This window comes from Klebsiella sp. AqSCr (assembly GCF_008452795.1).
In the GTDB taxonomy this organism is placed as follows: domain Bacteria; phylum Pseudomonadota; class Gammaproteobacteria; order Enterobacterales; family Enterobacteriaceae; genus Klebsiella; species Klebsiella pneumoniae.
Map to the genome: position 1 here is coordinate 47,642 of NZ_MJDM01000005.1, position 14,214 is coordinate 61,855.

The 14,214-nt window shown below is 60.9% G+C and carries 14 protein-coding genes and 1 other annotated feature; of the genes, 6 read left to right on the forward strand and 8 right to left on the reverse strand.

Translation table 11 applies throughout. The annotated features are described in order from the left end of the window. Window positions 1–128: 128 nt before the first annotated feature. Complete coding sequence (locus BHE81_RS04050; protein WP_004183694.1) at window positions 129–836, reverse strand: SDR family NAD(P)-dependent oxidoreductase; 708 nt, start codon at window positions 834–836, stop codon at window positions 129–131. A 118-nt stretch (window positions 837–954) separates the two neighbouring features. Here BHE81_RS04050 and BHE81_RS04055 point away from each other — a divergent pair, with 118 nt between their 5' ends. After that, the gene (locus BHE81_RS04055; RefSeq protein WP_004163829.1) at window positions 955–1,227 is read left to right on the forward strand and encodes a hypothetical protein; all 273 of its coding nucleotides are present in this window, start codon (window positions 955–957) and stop codon (window positions 1,225–1,227) included. Between the two features lie 35 nt (window positions 1,228–1,262). Here the strand turns inward: BHE81_RS04055 and BHE81_RS04060 are convergent, their stop codons facing one another. Next, entirely contained in the window at window positions 1,263–2,210 is a 948-nt protein-coding gene (locus tag BHE81_RS04060; protein ID WP_023279916.1) for a quinone oxidoreductase family protein, read from the reverse strand. Window positions 2,211–2,284: 74 nt separating this feature from the next. Between BHE81_RS04060 and BHE81_RS04065 the strand changes: the two genes are divergently transcribed. Further along, complete coding sequence (locus BHE81_RS04065; RefSeq protein WP_023279917.1) at window positions 2,285–2,767, forward strand: MarR family winged helix-turn-helix transcriptional regulator; 483 nt, start codon at window positions 2,285–2,287, stop codon at window positions 2,765–2,767. 3 nt (window positions 2,768–2,770) lie between these two features. On the opposite strand, the gene trpA is transcribed toward BHE81_RS04065, so the two are convergent. From trpA to BHE81_RS04090, 5 genes are read right to left on the reverse strand one after another with little or no spacing between them, the layout of a single operon-like run. Further along, window positions 2,771–3,580: a tryptophan synthase subunit alpha gene (gene trpA, locus BHE81_RS04070; RefSeq protein ID WP_002901728.1), complete on the reverse strand. Its 810-nt coding sequence runs from the start codon at window positions 3,578–3,580 to the stop codon at window positions 2,771–2,773. After that, window positions 3,580–4,773 (reverse strand): tryptophan synthase subunit beta, encoded by a 1,194-nt coding sequence (gene trpB / locus BHE81_RS04075; protein WP_004148107.1) that lies wholly within the window; start codon window positions 4,771–4,773, stop codon window positions 3,580–3,582. Before trpB ends, trpA begins: the two co-directional genes overlap by 1 nt. A gap of 9 nt (window positions 4,774–4,782) precedes the next feature. After that, the gene (gene trpCF / locus BHE81_RS04080; RefSeq protein WP_023302045.1) at window positions 4,783–6,141 is read right to left on the reverse strand and encodes a bifunctional indole-3-glycerol-phosphate synthase TrpC/phosphoribosylanthranilate isomerase TrpF; all 1,359 of its coding nucleotides are present in this window, start codon (window positions 6,139–6,141) and stop codon (window positions 4,783–4,785) included. A gap of 3 nt (window positions 6,142–6,144) precedes the next feature. After that, the gene (trpD, locus tag BHE81_RS04085; protein ID WP_004148109.1) at window positions 6,145–7,740 is read right to left on the reverse strand and encodes a bifunctional anthranilate synthase glutamate amidotransferase component TrpG/anthranilate phosphoribosyltransferase TrpD; all 1,596 of its coding nucleotides are present in this window, start codon (window positions 7,738–7,740) and stop codon (window positions 6,145–6,147) included. Continuing rightward, the gene (locus tag BHE81_RS04090; protein WP_004176488.1) at window positions 7,740–9,302 is read right to left on the reverse strand and encodes an anthranilate synthase component 1; all 1,563 of its coding nucleotides are present in this window, start codon (window positions 9,300–9,302) and stop codon (window positions 7,740–7,742) included. The genes trpD and BHE81_RS04090 overlap by 1 nt, the downstream gene beginning before the upstream one ends. 33 nt (window positions 9,303–9,335) lie before the next feature. Continuing rightward, window positions 9,336–9,431, reverse strand: a sequence feature (Trp leader region). A gap of 159 nt (window positions 9,432–9,590) precedes the next feature. On the opposite strand from BHE81_RS04090, the gene rnm reads away from it, so the two are divergent. Both rnm and BHE81_RS04100 read left to right on the forward strand, forming a co-directional pair. Then, window positions 9,591–10,454, forward strand: a complete 864-nt coding sequence (rnm, locus tag BHE81_RS04095) for an RNase RNM (protein WP_002901735.1) — start codon at window positions 9,591–9,593, stop codon at window positions 10,452–10,454. 16 nt (window positions 10,455–10,470) lie between these two features. Beyond that, on the forward strand, window positions 10,471–11,091 hold the full coding sequence (locus BHE81_RS04100; protein WP_002901738.1) for an L-threonylcarbamoyladenylate synthase: 621 nt from the start codon (window positions 10,471–10,473) through the stop codon (window positions 11,089–11,091). A gap of 21 nt (window positions 11,092–11,112) precedes the next feature. Here the strand turns inward: BHE81_RS04100 and BHE81_RS04105 are convergent, their stop codons facing one another. Then, window positions 11,113–12,021, reverse strand: coding sequence for a DMT family transporter (locus BHE81_RS04105; protein WP_004179459.1), 909 nt, complete (start codon window positions 12,019–12,021; stop codon window positions 11,113–11,115). 111 nt (window positions 12,022–12,132) lie between these two features. Between BHE81_RS04105 and gcvA the strand changes: the two genes are divergently transcribed. Together gcvA and rluB are read left to right on the forward strand one after the other, a co-directional pair. Next, window positions 12,133–13,029 carry a transcriptional regulator GcvA gene (gcvA, locus tag BHE81_RS04110; protein ID WP_023302044.1) on the forward strand — a complete coding sequence of 299 codons (897 nt, stop codon included), beginning with the start codon at window positions 12,133–12,135 and terminating at the stop codon, window positions 13,027–13,029. Between the two features lie 281 nt (window positions 13,030–13,310). After that, on the forward strand, window positions 13,311–14,213 hold the full coding sequence (gene rluB, locus BHE81_RS04115) for a 23S rRNA pseudouridine(2605) synthase RluB (protein ID WP_002901746.1): 903 nt from the start codon (window positions 13,311–13,313) through the stop codon (window positions 14,211–14,213). Window position 14,214 lies beyond the last annotated feature (1 nt).

Consider the following 14,214-nt stretch of genomic DNA (forward strand, 5'->3'; position numbering starts at 1 on the left):
ACATAATTCACATTTTTTGAACGATAAAGCGGAAATATAGGGAATGTGCTGCAGAATAAGGTCGGTAGCAAGCCGCGCCGGGCGGGGTTAACTTCCGGGCGGCCATATGATGGTTGTTCCGGCACGGATTACCAGGGCACGGTACGGCCCTGGTAATCCAGATACTCCAGTCCCGGACGTTGCCGTTTGTCGAGCAGGACGTTCACCAGGCGTGGGATCGTCTCTTCGATGGTCAGCGGGGCATCTGCCCCGCCGAGCTCGGTGCGGATCCATCCCGGGGCCATCACCACCAGCGGATGGGAGGCCGAGGAGGGGCGAGCGGCAAAGCTGCGCATAAACATATTCAGCGCAGCTTTACTCCCGCGGTAGAGTTCCCGCTGGCCGGTAAGGTTATTGGTCAGGCTCCCCTGGCCAGAGGACATCACGCCGAGCAGCCCCTGCGGTTTAACGGCCTGCTGCAGGCGCTCGATAACCCGCATCGGCGCCAGGGCATTGGTGAGCATCACCTGGTAAAACTCCTCGGTGGAGACGTCGCCAATGGTCTGCGATGGGTCACGATTGGTGGTACCGGCGTTGACAAACAGCATATCGAGGCTTGCCGGGGGAAGCGTCGCCTGCAGCGCGGCCAGCTGGGCTTCATCGCGAATGTCGAGCGTCGCCAGGCGTAGCCGCAGGGGATGCGTCTTGGCCAGGTCGTGGAGCGGCGTGTGGGATGATAAATCGCGCACGGTGCCGATGACCTCCCAGCCGTGCTGCAGGAACGTCGCCGCCATAGCATGGCCAAGGCCGCGCGAGGCGCCGACGATGAGGATAGTGTTGTGCTGATCGGATTTCATGATGTCTCTCGCTGCAGAAAGGAGGTCTTCACTATAATCAGGCCCGAGATCGGGCGGAAGACGCCGCCAGTGCACTCATATCTTGCAGCAAACGCCCTGTCTGGCGACTGGAGCGATAATGAACGATCCCGATTTTAATTTGCTGGCGGCTCTCGATCCGCTGCCGGTCAGTACCGAGGTGATTACGGTTTCGCAGGCGTGGCATCCGCGTCTGGAGCAGGCCCCGGCCACCGCTGGCTGCGGCAGCGGGTGCGTGAGGTGTGTCGCGAGTAAAAAAAGCCCGCACAAGTGCGGGCAAAAATACTGGAAGCAATGTGAGCAATGTCGTACTGAATACCTGAGTGATTTACTCAACTATTCAGTGATGAGAAAGATAATATTTCTCATTTAAGATATCAACCCCATCTTTTGTGCGGAAGCGATTTTTTATCCGAGGGTGAAAACCGTGCGCTTCTGGCTGTCGTCCTGTGGCCAGGCCGCCGCGATCTCCTGCAGCGGCCGCGGGGTGGTGGCGACGGTCAATTTCCCCGGCACCGCCGCCTGCAGCATTTCGCCGGTCGCCGCCAGCAGTTGCGATACCGACAGGCTACCGATCCCGCTGCCCATCAGCAGGAGCGGGGCGGAACGCAGCACTGCGCCATTTAACGCGATATCGGCGCCAGCCAGGGAACCCACCTGCACATAGCGCACCGGACTGCCGGCAGGGGTATATTTCGCCAGTGCCGGCAATAATAATTCCGCGCTGTGTCCCCACAGGTAATCGATGACCACATCGATCTGCGCGGCGCTGACCGCTGAAAATTGCCCGCTCAAGGTTTTATCATCAGCGGTTAACTGAATACACTCATCGGCGTCCAGCGCCGCGAGCGACTGCGCATTGCGCCCGGTTGCAATGATTTTTTTCGCCCCCAGATAGCGGGCAATCTGTACCGCCAACTGACCGGCGCTGCCGGTGGCGCCATTAATCAGCACCGTTTCGCCGGCCTGAAGCTGGGCGCGTGTCACCAGCGATGCCCACGCGGACATACCGGGGTTGGCCATTGCCGCCGCCTGGATATCATCGAGCGCATCCGGCAGCGGCAGACAATTCTGCAGGGCGACCGGCGCCCGCTGCGCCATACTGCCGAAGGGGGCGGTGGGGAAGGCGAAGTAGACGCGCTGGCCCTGAGGTGTGGTGCCGACGCCATCGATACCAGGCACAAAGGGCAGATTGCCGTCGAAGCTGTAATGGCGTCCGGATGCCCGGGCCTTAACCACATGGCTTATCGCGGCGGCGCGGACGTCAATGAGCGTCTGGCCGGGCGCGGGCTGCGGGTCGATAAAATCGGCCCAAACCGGGCCTTCTGCGAGATCAAAAACCACGGCTGCTTTCATAAATTATCTCCTGTCGGGAATTATGTGTAAAATACACATATTGTTTTGCAGCACTATACGCGGAAAATTAATACATGCAAGATGCACATAATGACTACGACATTACCGACTTTCACGGCGCGCTGCTGGATATCATCAGCGTAATGAATCAGCCGCTGCGCGATGAGCAGATCCTGCAGGCAGCCGGCGTCCAGCTGGAACAGATGCTGTTTCCGCTGCTTGTGGCGGTAGGGCGCCATGGCCCGGTGGGGGTGGTTGAGCTGGCGGATCATTTAGGGCGCGATTACACCACCGTCAGCCGCCAGGTGAAAAAACTGGAAGCCCAGGGACTCGCCTGTAAGCAACCGAACCGTCATGATCGACGGATCAGCGAAGTGACGCTTAGCGCCAGCGGACAACAGATGATCGACAGTATTGCGGTAGCGCGGCGGCGGTTAATGAATCAGGTGCTGGCGCAGTGGCCGGAAGATGAAGTGCAGGCGCTGTTTCGCTTAACGCGCAAATACGCCGACAGTTTGCAGAAATCATCGCCGCCTGGCGCGATGCCAGGCGGCTGATGGTCAGGCGGTTTTGGTCGCTGCCTTCAGGCTCTGGACGAAGGCTTTCAGCTCGTCGAGCATGGTCTGCGGCTCATCGAGGTGGCGTTCGATGATTTTGACGATGGCGGAACCGGAGATAGCCCCGGCGGCTCCGGCGTCAATAGCGGCGCTCACCTGCTCCGGCGCGGAGATACCAAAGCCCTGCAGCGGCGGCGCGGCGTGATATTCCGCCAGCTTCTCCACCAGGTGGTGCAGCGGCAGCGCGGCGCGATTTTCCGCACCCGTCACTCCGGCGCGCGACAGCAGATAGGTGTAGCCGCGGCCATAAGAGGCAATCTGGCGCAGTAAGTCGTCATCCGCATTGGGCGGGCAGATGAAAATCGGCGCGATGTTATGGCGCATCGCCGCCTGGCGGAACGGGGCGGACTCTTCCACCGGCACGTCGGCCACCAGCACCGAGTCGACGCCGACGCGGGCGCACTGGGCATAGAACGCATCGATGCCCGGGCTGAAGACGAGGTTGGCATACATCAGCAGGCCGATTGGGATGGTCGGATGCTTCTGGCGGATCGCCGCCAGCATCTCAAAGCACTGCGCCGGGGTCACTCCCGCGGCGAAGGCGCGCAGGGCCGCGCCCTGGATGGTCGGGCCGTCCGCCAGCGGGTCGGAGAAAGGGATCCCCAGTTCAAGGGCATCGGCGCCGCCTTCGATCAGCGCATCGATAATTTTCAGCGACTGCTCCGGTCCCGGATCGCCAAGGGTGACAAAGGGGACGAAGGCGCCTTCCTGGCGATTTTTCAGTTGGGCAAACAGCGTCTCATAGCGTTCCATCAGATTTCCCCTCGCGCTTTCAGGATGTCATGTACGGTGAAAATGTCTTTGTCGCCGCGGCCGGAGAGATTAACCACCAGCAGCTGCTCTTTTTCCGGGTTCTCGCGCATCATCTTCAGCGCGTGGGCCAGAGCGTGAGAGGACTCCAGCGCCGGGATAATCCCTTCGTGGCGGGAAAGCGCTTTAAACGCGTCCAGCGCTTCGTCGTCGGTGATCGACACATAGTCAGCGCGACCGGTGCTGTTCAGAAACGCGTGCTGCGGCCCAACGGACGGGAAGTCCAGCCCGGCGGAAATGGAGTAAGACTCTTCGATCTGGCCGTCGGCGGTCTGCATCATCGGCGACTTCATACCGAAGTAGATCCCAACGCGGCCATGCTTCAGCGGCGCGCCGTGCTCGCCGCTCTCGATACCGTGTCCGGCGGGCTCCACGCCGATCAGGCCGACGTTGGTTTCCTCGATAAAATCAGCGAACATGCCGATGGCGTTTGATCCGCCGCCGACGCAGGCGATCACCGCGTCCGGCAGGCGGCCCTCTTTTTCAAGGATCTGCGCTTTGGTCTCTTCGCCAATCATGCGCTGGAATTCACGCACAATCGTCGGGAACGGGTGCGGACCGGCGGCGGTGCCCAGCATATAGTGCGCCTTTTCGTAGCTGCCGGACCAGTCACGCAGCGCCTCGTTACAGGCATCTTTCAGCGTGGCGGAGCCGCTGTGCACCGGGATCACCTCGGCGCCCATCAGGCGCATACGGAAGACGTTCGGCGACTGGCGCTCGACGTCCTTGGCCCCCATGTAGATACGGCATTTCAGGCCGAGCAGGGCGCTGGCCAGCGCTGAGGCGACGCCGTGCTGGCCGGCGCCGGTCTCGGCGATAATTTCGGTTTTGCCCATCCGTTTGGCCAGCAGAGCCTGGCCCAGCACCTGGTTGGTTTTGTGCGCGCCGCCGTGCAGCAGATCTTCGCGTTTCAGGTACAGGGTGGTGCGGGTGCCATCGGTCAGATTCCGGCATTTGGTCAGGGCCGTCGGACGACCGGCGTAGTTTTTCAGCAGGTCGGTGAATTCCGCCTGAAAGGCCGGGTCCTTCTGCGCGCTGACAAAGGCTTCTTCCAGCTGGCGCAGGGCGGGCATCAGGATCTGCGGCACATACATGCCGCCGAATTCGCCGAAGTAGGGGTTCAGTAAAGTGCTCATTATTGCTCCTTAATATGCGCGCAGCGTCTGGAATACGGAGGCCAGCTTGCTGGCGTCTTTAATCCCGGGTTGCGACTCTACGCCTGAATTGAAATCGAGTCCGGCACAGCCGCTTTTGGCCGCTTCCACACAGTTATCGGCGCCGAGGCCGCCCGCCAGCATGACGTTGCGCAGATCCTGGCCCTGCAGCAGGCTCCAGTCAAAGCGCTGGCCGCTGCCGCCCTGGCCGTTGTCGAGCAGGTACTTGTCGACATGGTGGAGCGTACGGGCCGGGAAGGTTTCGCCGACGCTCAGCGCTTTCCAGATGCGGACGTTGTCCGCGAGGGCGTCGCGCAGCGCGTCGATATAGGCCTGGTCTTCATCACCGTGCAGCTGCACGGCGGCCAGCCCCAGAGCCTGCGCGCGGGCGACCACCTCCTCCAGCGGCGCATTGCGGAAGACGCCGACGTACTGCAGCGGCGCAGCGGCGATCACCGCTTTGGCCTGGGCGTCATTCACCGCTCGCGGCGAGGTCGGGACGAAGATCAGCCCACCGTAAACGGCGCCGGACTCCCAGGCCACCTGGGCATCCTGCGGGCGCGTCAGGCCGCACACTTTGTTCTCGCCGAGCAGCACGCGTTTAACCGCCGTTTCCAGATCCGCCTGCTCCATCAGGGCGGAGCCGATCAGGAAGCCGTTGGCGAAGTGGCTCAGCTCGCGCACTTCGGCATAGGTATGGATGCCGGATTCGCTGATCACCGTGACATCCGGGCCGAGACGCGCCGCCAGCTGACGGGTGCGGTTAAGGTCAATCGACATATCGCGCAGGTCGCGGTTGTTAATGCCCACCACCTTCGCCTTCAGGGCGATGGCGCGCTCCAGTTCCTCTTCATTGCTGACTTCGGTGAGCACGCCCATATTCAGGCTGTGAGCCACCGCCGAGAGCTGACGATACTGTTCATCGTCGAGCACCGAGAGCATCAGCAGGCAGGCGTCGGCCTGATAGTAGCGCGCCAGGTAGATCTGGTAAGGGTCGATGGTGAAGTCCTTACACAGGATCGGCTGCGGCGCGACCTGGCTGACGATCGGCAGGAAATCGAAGCTGCCCTGGAAATATTTCTCATCACACAGCACCGAGATCGCCGAGGCGTAGTGCTTGTAGATGCTGGCGATCGCTGCCGGATCGAAATCCTCGCGAATCAACCCCTTCGACGGCGAGGCCTTCTTGCACTCGAGAATAAACGCGGTGCGGGTGCCGGCCAGTGCGTCATAGAAATTGCGCTGCGTCGGAACGATCTCATTTTGAAAACTGGCTAACGGTTGTTGTTGTTTGCGGGCTTCCACCCAAATCGCTTTGTCGGCAACGATTTTTGCTAAAACGGTTTGCATTATTTACCCTCTTGCCGCTAAGGCGGTCACTCTGTCATAGGCCGCGCCGCTGTGCAGCACATCCAGTACCTGCTGAGCGTTAGCTTTCAGATCTTCATGCCCGTGTAAACGCATCAACATGGCGACGTTGGCGGCGACGGCGGCTTCGTGAGCGGCTTCACCTTTACCTTGTAGCAAGCGCGTCAGAATGTCACGGTTTTCTTCCGGGGTGCCGCCCGCCAGCTGCGCCTGATGGTAAGGCGTCAGGCCGAAGTCGTCGGCGGTCAGCTGATAGCTTTTAATTTCCCCGTTATGCAGTTCGGCCACCACCGTAGGCGCATGCAGTGAAACTTCATCCATCCCACCGCTGTGCACCACCGCCGCGCGCTGATAACCCAGCACGCGCAGGGTCTCGGCGATCGGCAGCACCAGTTCCGGGCTGTAGACGCCAATCAGCGCCAGCGGCGGATGCGCCGGGTTGATCAGCGGGCCCAGCACGTTGAACAGGGTGCGGGTCTTCAGCTGCTGACGGACCGGCATCGCGTGGCGGAAACCGGTGTGGTACTTCGGCGCGAACAGGAAGCAGACGCCCAGCTCATCAAGCGCGGCGCGGGATTTATCGGCGTTCATATCGAGATTAATGCCGAAGGCCGCCAGCAGGTCAGAAGAGCCTGATTTGCTGGAGACGCTGCGGTTGCCGTGTTTCGCCACTTTCAACCCGCAGGCCGCAGCGACAAAGGCGCTGGCGGTGGAGATATTGATGCTGTTGCTGCCGTCGCCACCGGTGCCGACGATGTCGGCAAACAGGTAGTCCGGGCGCGGGAACGGCGCGGCGTTTTCCAGCAGCGCGGTAGCGGCGCCGGCAATTTCCTGCGGCTGCTCGCCGCGCACTTTCATGCTGACCAGCGCGGCGGCCAGTTGCTCAGGCTTCACTTCGCCGCGCACGACGGCGGAGAACAGCTGGTGGCTCTCCTGCTGGCTCAGGGTTTCCGCCTGGTACAGCTTCTCGAGGATCGGCTGGAGGGTGTTGGTATGCTCCAGCTTCTGCAGCGCCCAGGCCAGGGTCTGCTCCAGCAGCCGTGCGCCCTGGGTGGTAAGGATCGATTCCGGATGGAACTGGAAGCCGCACACCCGGTCCGCATCGTGACGCACCGCCATCACCATACCGTTGAAATTGGCGTTAATCGTCAGCCCGGCGGGAATATTGCTGCCGACCAGCGAGTGGTAGCGCGCCACCGGCAGCGGGTTAGCCAGACCGGCAAACATCGCCTGGCCGTCGTGCTCAATGCTGGAGGCTTTGCCATGGAGGATCTCCCCCGCCTGGCCGACATAGCCGCCGTAGGCTTCGACAATGGCCTGGTGGCCGAGGCAGATGCCGATGATCGGCAGCTTGCCGCGCATACGGGTCAGTAGCTCCGGCATGCAGCCGGCTTCGCTTGGCGTACCCGGGCCCGGGGAGAGCATCAGCACCGGGTTGTCCATGGTGCCCAGACGCTCAATCAGCGCCTGCGCCGGAACGGAGTTGCGATAAATCACTACGTTATGGCCGTTGGCGCGCAGCTGGTCTGCCAGGTTATAGGTAAAGGAATCGATATTATCGAGCAGCAGAATGTCAGCCATCAGAAAATCTCCTTCGCGTGATGGGCCTGGGCAATGGCGCGCAGCACCGCGCGGGCTTTATTTCGGGTCTCATCCGCTTCCGACTGGGGAACCGAGTCGAGCACAATGCCGGCTCCGGCCTGGACGGTAGCGATACCTTCCTGCACGTAGGCGGAACGGATGACGATGCAGGTGTCGAGGTCGCCGTGGGCGGTGAAATAGCCCACCGCGCCGCCGTAGCTGCCGCGGCGTTTACCTTCGGCGGCGGCAATCAGCTGCATGGCGCGGACCTTCGGCGCGCCGCTGAGGGTGCCCATATTCATGCAGGCGCGATAGGCGTGGAGGACGTCGAGATCCTGACGCAATTCGCCTACTACACGGGAGACCAGATGCATCACGAAGGAGTAGCGGTCAACCTTGGTTAAATCAGCGACATAGCGGCTGCCCGGGGTGCAGATGCGCGCCAGGTCATTACGCGCCAGGTCCACCAGCATCAGGTGTTCGGAAAGCTCTTTATGATCGGTGCGCATTTCCAGCTCGATGCGGCTGTCGAGGTCGCGATCCAGCGAGCCGTCGGCGCGGCGGCCGCGTGGCCGGGTGCCGGCGATGGGGTAGATCTCAATCTGACGGCTGACGGCATCATACTTCAGCGAGCTTTCCGGCGAGGCGCCGAACAGGGTGAAATCATTGTCCTGCATAAAGAACATGTACGGGCTGGGGTTGCTCTTCTTCAGCACATCATAAGCGGCCAGCGGCGATGGGCAGGGCAGCGAGAAGCGGCGGGAAGGAACCACCTGGAAGATTTCCCCGGCGCGGATCGCGCGCTGCATTTTGCGCACCACCGCGCCGTACTCTTCATCGCTCTGGTCAACGTCGCAGCGCATTTCGGCCACGGTGGTAACCGGTAGCGGCGCCGGCGGCTCGTTCAGCTGCTGACGCAGCTGGCTCAGGCGCTGCTCCAGGCGCTGTTTTTCACTCTCCAGCGGGGTGAACAGGCTGGCCTGAATGCGGGTATGCTTGGTCTGATGGTCGATGACCAGCAGGGTTTCCGCCAGATAGAAGCAGTAGTCCGGGCAGGCGGTGTCGCTTTGCAACTGGGGAAGATCTTCAAAACCGGCCACCAGGTCATAGGCGAACAGGCCGCCGAAGAACATCGCTTCGCGCTCGTTGTCCGGAACGCTCACCAGCTCCTGCAGGAGACGGAAGGCGTCAAACACCGACAGTGAGCAGAGACGGGCGTCTTCATCGAGCAGGGCGCTGACGGCCGGGAAGGTCAGGATGCGGCCGTTGGGCTGGCGCTGATTGTTGATCCCGGAGGGCAGCGCGCCGTCCAGTAGTTCCAGCAGCGCCGCGCCGTTGGCGGAGAGGGCCTGAATAGTGACAGTGTCACCAAGGGCCGTAATGCGCAGCGCGCTATCGACCAGCAGCAGGCTTTTTAAGTCATCTTTGCTGTCGATGTCAGCGGATTCCAGCAGCAGCGTCGCCGGACGGGCGCCGCACAGTTGGTGGAATAACGCCGTCGGGTTCTCCCGGTAGATGGCGTCGCTGGTGAGAAGCTCGAGTGCCGGTTTGGATGTTTGCATTATTGTTCTCGCCTGTTCGTATTATTTTTGTCCAATAAAAAGCCCGCTCATTGGCGGGCCGGGTATCTGTATGCTGAATGCAAAACGCGATCACGCCGCCCGTCGTCAGGAGGTGCGCCACCAGCTGTGCAGAGTGATAAAGTGCATTTTCATCGTGATACCCCTTCATGTGAACTTGCGTACTAGTTAACTAGTTCAATGGAATAAAGTCAACCCTTGTTTGCAGATTTTCTCTGCCTGTCGGTATGATAATGCGCTTATTTACGTTGATGTCCAGCAGGAGTCCTTTTGAGCGACAGCCAATACGCAGTGATTTACGATCTGCACAGCCATACCACCGCCTCTGACGGGCGGCTGACTCCGCAGGAACTGGTCCATCGCGCCCATGAGATGCGCGTCGGCACCCTGGCGATCACCGACCATGACAGCGTGGCGGCGATCCCGGCGGCCCGGGAGGAGATCGCCCGCGCCGGATTACCCTTGACCCTGGTGAACGGCGTCGAGATTTCCACCCTCTGGGAGAATCACGAGATTCATATTGTGGGTCTGAATATTGATATTGCGCACCCAACGATGACCGCCCTGCTGGAGGAGCAGAAAGCGCGGCGCCAGCAGCGCGGTCAGATGATTGCCGAGCGCCTGGAGAAGGCGCGGATCCCCGGCGCCTGGGAAGGGGCGCTGCGACTGGCGGACGGTGGCGCCGTCACCCGCGGCCATTTTGCCCGTTTTCTGGTGGAGGCCGGCCATGCGAAAAACATGGCGGAAGTCTTCAAAAAATACCTTGCCCGCGGGAAAACCGGTTACGTGCCGCCGCAGTGGTGTACAATAAAACAAGCGATTGATGTGATTCATCATTCTGGCGGCAAGGCGGTGATTGCCCATCCCGGGCGCTACGATCTCTCCGCCAAGTGGTTGAAGCGGCTGTTGGCCCACTTTAGCGAGCAGGGCGGTGATGCCATGGAAGTGGCCCAGTGTCAGCAGGCGCCCCATGAACGCGCCCAGCTGGCCACCCTGGCCGTGCAGTTTGGTCTTCTGGCGTCGCAGGGATCCGATTTTCATCAGCCCTGCGCGTGGATCGAACTTGGCCGTAAGCTCTGGCTTCCTGCCGGCGTGGAAGGCGTCTGGCACAGTTGGGAAGCGGCCGCCGAATAAAAATTGAGAGGGAAGTATGAGCCAGTTTTTTTATATCCATCCGGATAACCCGCAGGCGCGGTTGATTAACCAGGCGGTGGAGATTGTGCGTAAGGGCGGGGTAATCGTTTATCCTACCGACTCCGGCTACGCGCTGGGCTGCAAAATTGAAGACAAGGGGGCGATGGAGCGGATCTGCCGCATTCGTCAGCTGCCGGACGGCCACAACTTTACCCTGATGTGCCGCGATCTGTCCGAGCTGTCAACCTACGCTTTTGTGGATAATGTGGCGTTTCGCCTGATGAAAAACAACACGCCGGGCAACTATACCTTTATCCTTAAGGGGACCAAAGAGGTGCCGCGTCGGCTGCTGCAGGAGAAGCGTAAAACCATCGGCATGCGCGTCCCGTCTAACCCCATCGCTCAGGCGTTGCTCGAGACCTTAGGCGAGCCGATGCTCTCCACGTCGCTGATGCTGCCCGGCAGCGACTTTACCGAATCCGACCCGGAAGAGATCAAAGATCGTCTGGAGAAAGTGGTGGACCTCATCATTCACGGCGGTTTCCTTGGGCAGCAGCCGACCACGGTTATCGATCTCACTGAAGACACCCCGGTGGTGCTGCGCGAAGGCGTCGGCGACGTGAGGCCGTTTCTCTAAGGCTATCTGCCGGGCGGTGCATCATGCGCCGTCCGGTACCCCGCGTTTTCGCCCCGACGGCACGATAATCATCCATAGCGCTACACAAACCAGCAGCGCGCCGAGAATCAATCCTTCCTCCACTGTCTCTCCGAGGCAGAGATAGCCCCACAGCGCCGCAAAAGGTGGGATCAAAAAGGTCACCGACAGCGAACGCAGCGGCCCTATATCTGCAATCAAGCGGAAGTAGAGAATATACCCTGCCGCCGTGCAGACCACGCCCAGCATGACTATCGCTATCCACGGCAGACTCTGCCGCCAGTCTACGGCAGGCCCATGCCAGCAGGACCAGAGAAAGAAAGGAAACAGAAACAGCGTGGCGCCGACCTGGCTACCCAGCGCGACGCGTTCAGCCTCGAGGCCGCCTCGCTGCTGGATCCAGCGGCGGGTCAGAAAGCCGGCCAGACCGTAACAGGCGGTCGCGGTCAGGCAGGCGCCAATCCCCGGCAGCAGCAGGGCGGCGCTAAGGCCAGATGTCGGGCGCGCGATCACCGCCACGCCAATGGCGCCCAGTATCGCGCCGCCGCCTTTGCGCAGGGTTAACGGTTCTGCAAAGCATAACGCGCCGATCAGCACCCCCATCATCGGCGCCGTGGCGTTAAGCGTGGCGGAGTACCCTGCCGGCAGCCATTGCGCGGCAAGGCAGTACATGAGAAAAGGAAGGCCTGAATTAATGACCCCCAGCTGCAGAGTGGATGTGAATTTTCCCTGATACCCGCTCCATTTACCCTGCACGCCGAGTAACAGCCCGAGCGCGATAGCGGCGAACAGTACGCGAAGAAAAGCGCTGTTCAACGCCCCGAAGGCCGGGGTGGTGATGCGCATAAACAAAAAGCTGGCGCCCCAGAGGGCGGCGAGCAGCAGCAGGCGGCCATAGTCGATAACACGCATGATTGACTCCTTGTAGTCACGAAGGAAGTCAACTGTAGAACCCACGTGCAGCGTGCGACAAACGCGTTATGCTTACATGATTAAGTTTTTCTTAACTGAGGTTCCATACCCATGAAACTCCCGCCGCTGAATGCGTTGCGCTGCTTTGAGGCGGCGGCGCGGCTGCTCAGCCTGAAGCTGGCCGCCAGTGAGCTTTGCGTCACGCCCAGCGCCGTCAGCCAGCAGATTGCCCGCCTTGAGGAGACGCTGAATGTCCCGCTATTTATCCGTACTCCGCGACGGTTACAGTTAACGGCGGTGGGAGAGATCTACCTGCGGGCCGTTCAGCCGGCGTTTCATCAGATAGCCGCCGCCACCCAGCGCCTGCAGGTGCCCCCGGGACCAGAAAAGGTGGCTATCAGCTGTACCAGCGGCTTCGCCATTCAGTGGGTGCTGCCGCGGCTGGCTGATTTTGAACGACGCTATCCGCAGATAGAGATCCAGATCGGCACCACCAACCGGCGAGTGGATTTGCTGAGTGAAGGGATCGATTTTGCCGTGCGTCATGGTGTCGGCGGCTGGCCGGAACTGCAGGCTTACCGCCTGCTGGATGACGATCTGATGCCGGTCTGTAGCCCGCAACTGATTGCTCCGCGCCGGACGCTCACCGATGCGAGCGATCTACTGCAGTATCCGCTGCTGCACGATGAACATCGTGAAGACTGGGCGCTGTGGTGTGAGGCCGTGGGGCTGGCGCCGCACTTCGCGCGGCGTGGGCCGGTGTTCACTGATTCCAACGGCGTGACGGAGGCGGCGTTCGCCGGTATGGGGATGGCGTTGCTGCGACGCTCATTCATAGCGCCTGCGCTGACGCAGGGGCGGCTGGTTAATCCTCTGGCGCAGCCCATCGCCTGTCCGCTGGCCTATCATCTGGTTTACCACGAGACCGCGCTGCTGGCGCCTGCCAACCGCTGTTTTCGCGACTGGCTGCTTGGCCAGCGCCCGGCCGTTGCTGAGGAGCGCGCGTAGTGAGGGGGGCGCTGTCCGATAAAGATCTGTATGCGTGAATGGGCACAGGAGAATGAGGAAAATCTGTTCCATACTAAAGACGGGGCGCGGCGAACAGAAGCTTTCCCGACGAAGTTAGTGTAGTATGTTCGGCCACGAATACGGGCTCGCGGTGGATATCCTGAACGCGCCGACGAGACTTTACGTTAAAAGTATATACGTAACAATGAGTTGTGCTTTTGGCCTCATTGTTTCATAAAGCATACCAGACGCCTGGGAAGGCGACACCTTAAGGAAGCTCAATGAGCGAGAAACTGCAAAAAGTGCTGGCCCGCGCCGGCCACGGCTCCCGCCGTGAAATTGAAGCGAAAATCGAAGCTGGCCGCGTCAGCGTCGACGGCAAAATCGCCACCCTCGGCGATCGTGTGGAAATTGTCCCTGGTTTAAAAATTCGTATCGATGGTCATCTGATCTCGGTGAAAGAGTCTGCCGAGCAGATCTGCCGCGTGCTGGCTTACTATAAGCCGGAAGGCGAGCTGTGCACCCGTAACGATCCGGAAGGACGCCCGACGGTGTTTGATCGTCTGCCTAAACTGCGCGGCGCGCGCTGGATTGCCGTTGGTCGTCTGGACGTGAATACCTGCGGCCTGCTGCTGTTCACCACCGATGGCGAACTGGCCAACCGCCTGATGCACCCGAGCCGTGAAGTCGAGCGTGAGTACGCCGTTCGCGTTTTCGGCCAGGTGGATGATGATAAGCTGCGCCAGCTGTCGCGCGGCGTACAGTTAGAAGATGGTCCGGCAGCGTTTAAAACCATCAAATTCACCGGCGGCGAAGGGATTAACCAGTGGTATAACGTTACCCTGACCGAAGGGCGTAACCGCGAAGTGCGTCGCCTGTGGGAAGCGGTCGGCGTGCAGGTCAGCCGTCTGATCCGCGTGCGCTACGGCGATATTCTGCTGCCGAAAGGCCTGCCGCGCGGCGGCTATACCGAGCTGGACCTGGCGCAGACCAACTACCTGCGCGAGCTGGTGGAGCTCACGCCGGAAACCAGCTCTAAGGTTGCCGTCGAGAAAGACCGTCGGCGGTTGAAAGCCAATCAGATCCGTCGGGCGGTGAAGCGTCACAGCCAGACCAGCGCTAATCCGCGCCAGGGTAACAACAGCAACCGTCGTTCCAGTACTCGCAATAAGACTAACGGTTAAT

Bases quoted from the DNA above. Each gene is read 5' to 3' on its own strand.
- BHE81_RS04050 (WP_004183694.1), bottom strand. From the start codon at position 836: ATGAAATCCGATCAGCACAACACTATCCTCATCGTCGGCGCCTCGCGC.
- BHE81_RS04055 (WP_004163829.1), top strand. From the start codon at position 955: ATGAACGATCCCGATTTTAATTTGCTGGCGGCTCTCGATCCGCTGCCG.
- BHE81_RS04060 (WP_023279916.1), bottom strand. From the start codon at position 2,210: ATGAAAGCAGCCGTGGTTTTTGATCTCGCAGAAGGCCCGGTTTGGGCC.
- BHE81_RS04065 (WP_023279917.1), top strand. From the start codon at position 2,285: ATGCAAGATGCACATAATGACTACGACATTACCGACTTTCACGGCGCG.
- trpA (WP_002901728.1), bottom strand. From the start codon at position 3,580: ATGGAACGCTATGAGACGCTGTTTGCCCAACTGAAAAATCGCCAGGAA.
- trpB (WP_004148107.1), bottom strand. From the start codon at position 4,773: ATGAGCACTTTACTGAACCCCTACTTCGGCGAATTCGGCGGCATGTAT.
- trpCF (WP_023302045.1), bottom strand. From the start codon at position 6,141: ATGCAAACCGTTTTAGCAAAAATCGTTGCCGACAAAGCGATTTGGGTG.
- trpD (WP_004148109.1), bottom strand. From the start codon at position 7,740: ATGGCTGACATTCTGCTGCTCGATAATATCGATTCCTTTACCTATAAC.
- BHE81_RS04090 (WP_004176488.1), bottom strand. From the start codon at position 9,302: ATGCAAACATCCAAACCGGCACTCGAGCTTCTCACCAGCGACGCCATC.
- BHE81_RS04100 (WP_002901738.1), top strand. From the start codon at position 10,471: ATGAGCCAGTTTTTTTATATCCATCCGGATAACCCGCAGGCGCGGTTG.
- BHE81_RS04105 (WP_004179459.1), bottom strand. From the start codon at position 12,021: ATGCGTGTTATCGACTATGGCCGCCTGCTGCTGCTCGCCGCCCTCTGG.
- gcvA (WP_023302044.1), top strand. From the start codon at position 12,133: ATGAAACTCCCGCCGCTGAATGCGTTGCGCTGCTTTGAGGCGGCGGCG.
- rluB (WP_002901746.1), top strand. From the start codon at position 13,311: ATGAGCGAGAAACTGCAAAAAGTGCTGGCCCGCGCCGGCCACGGCTCC.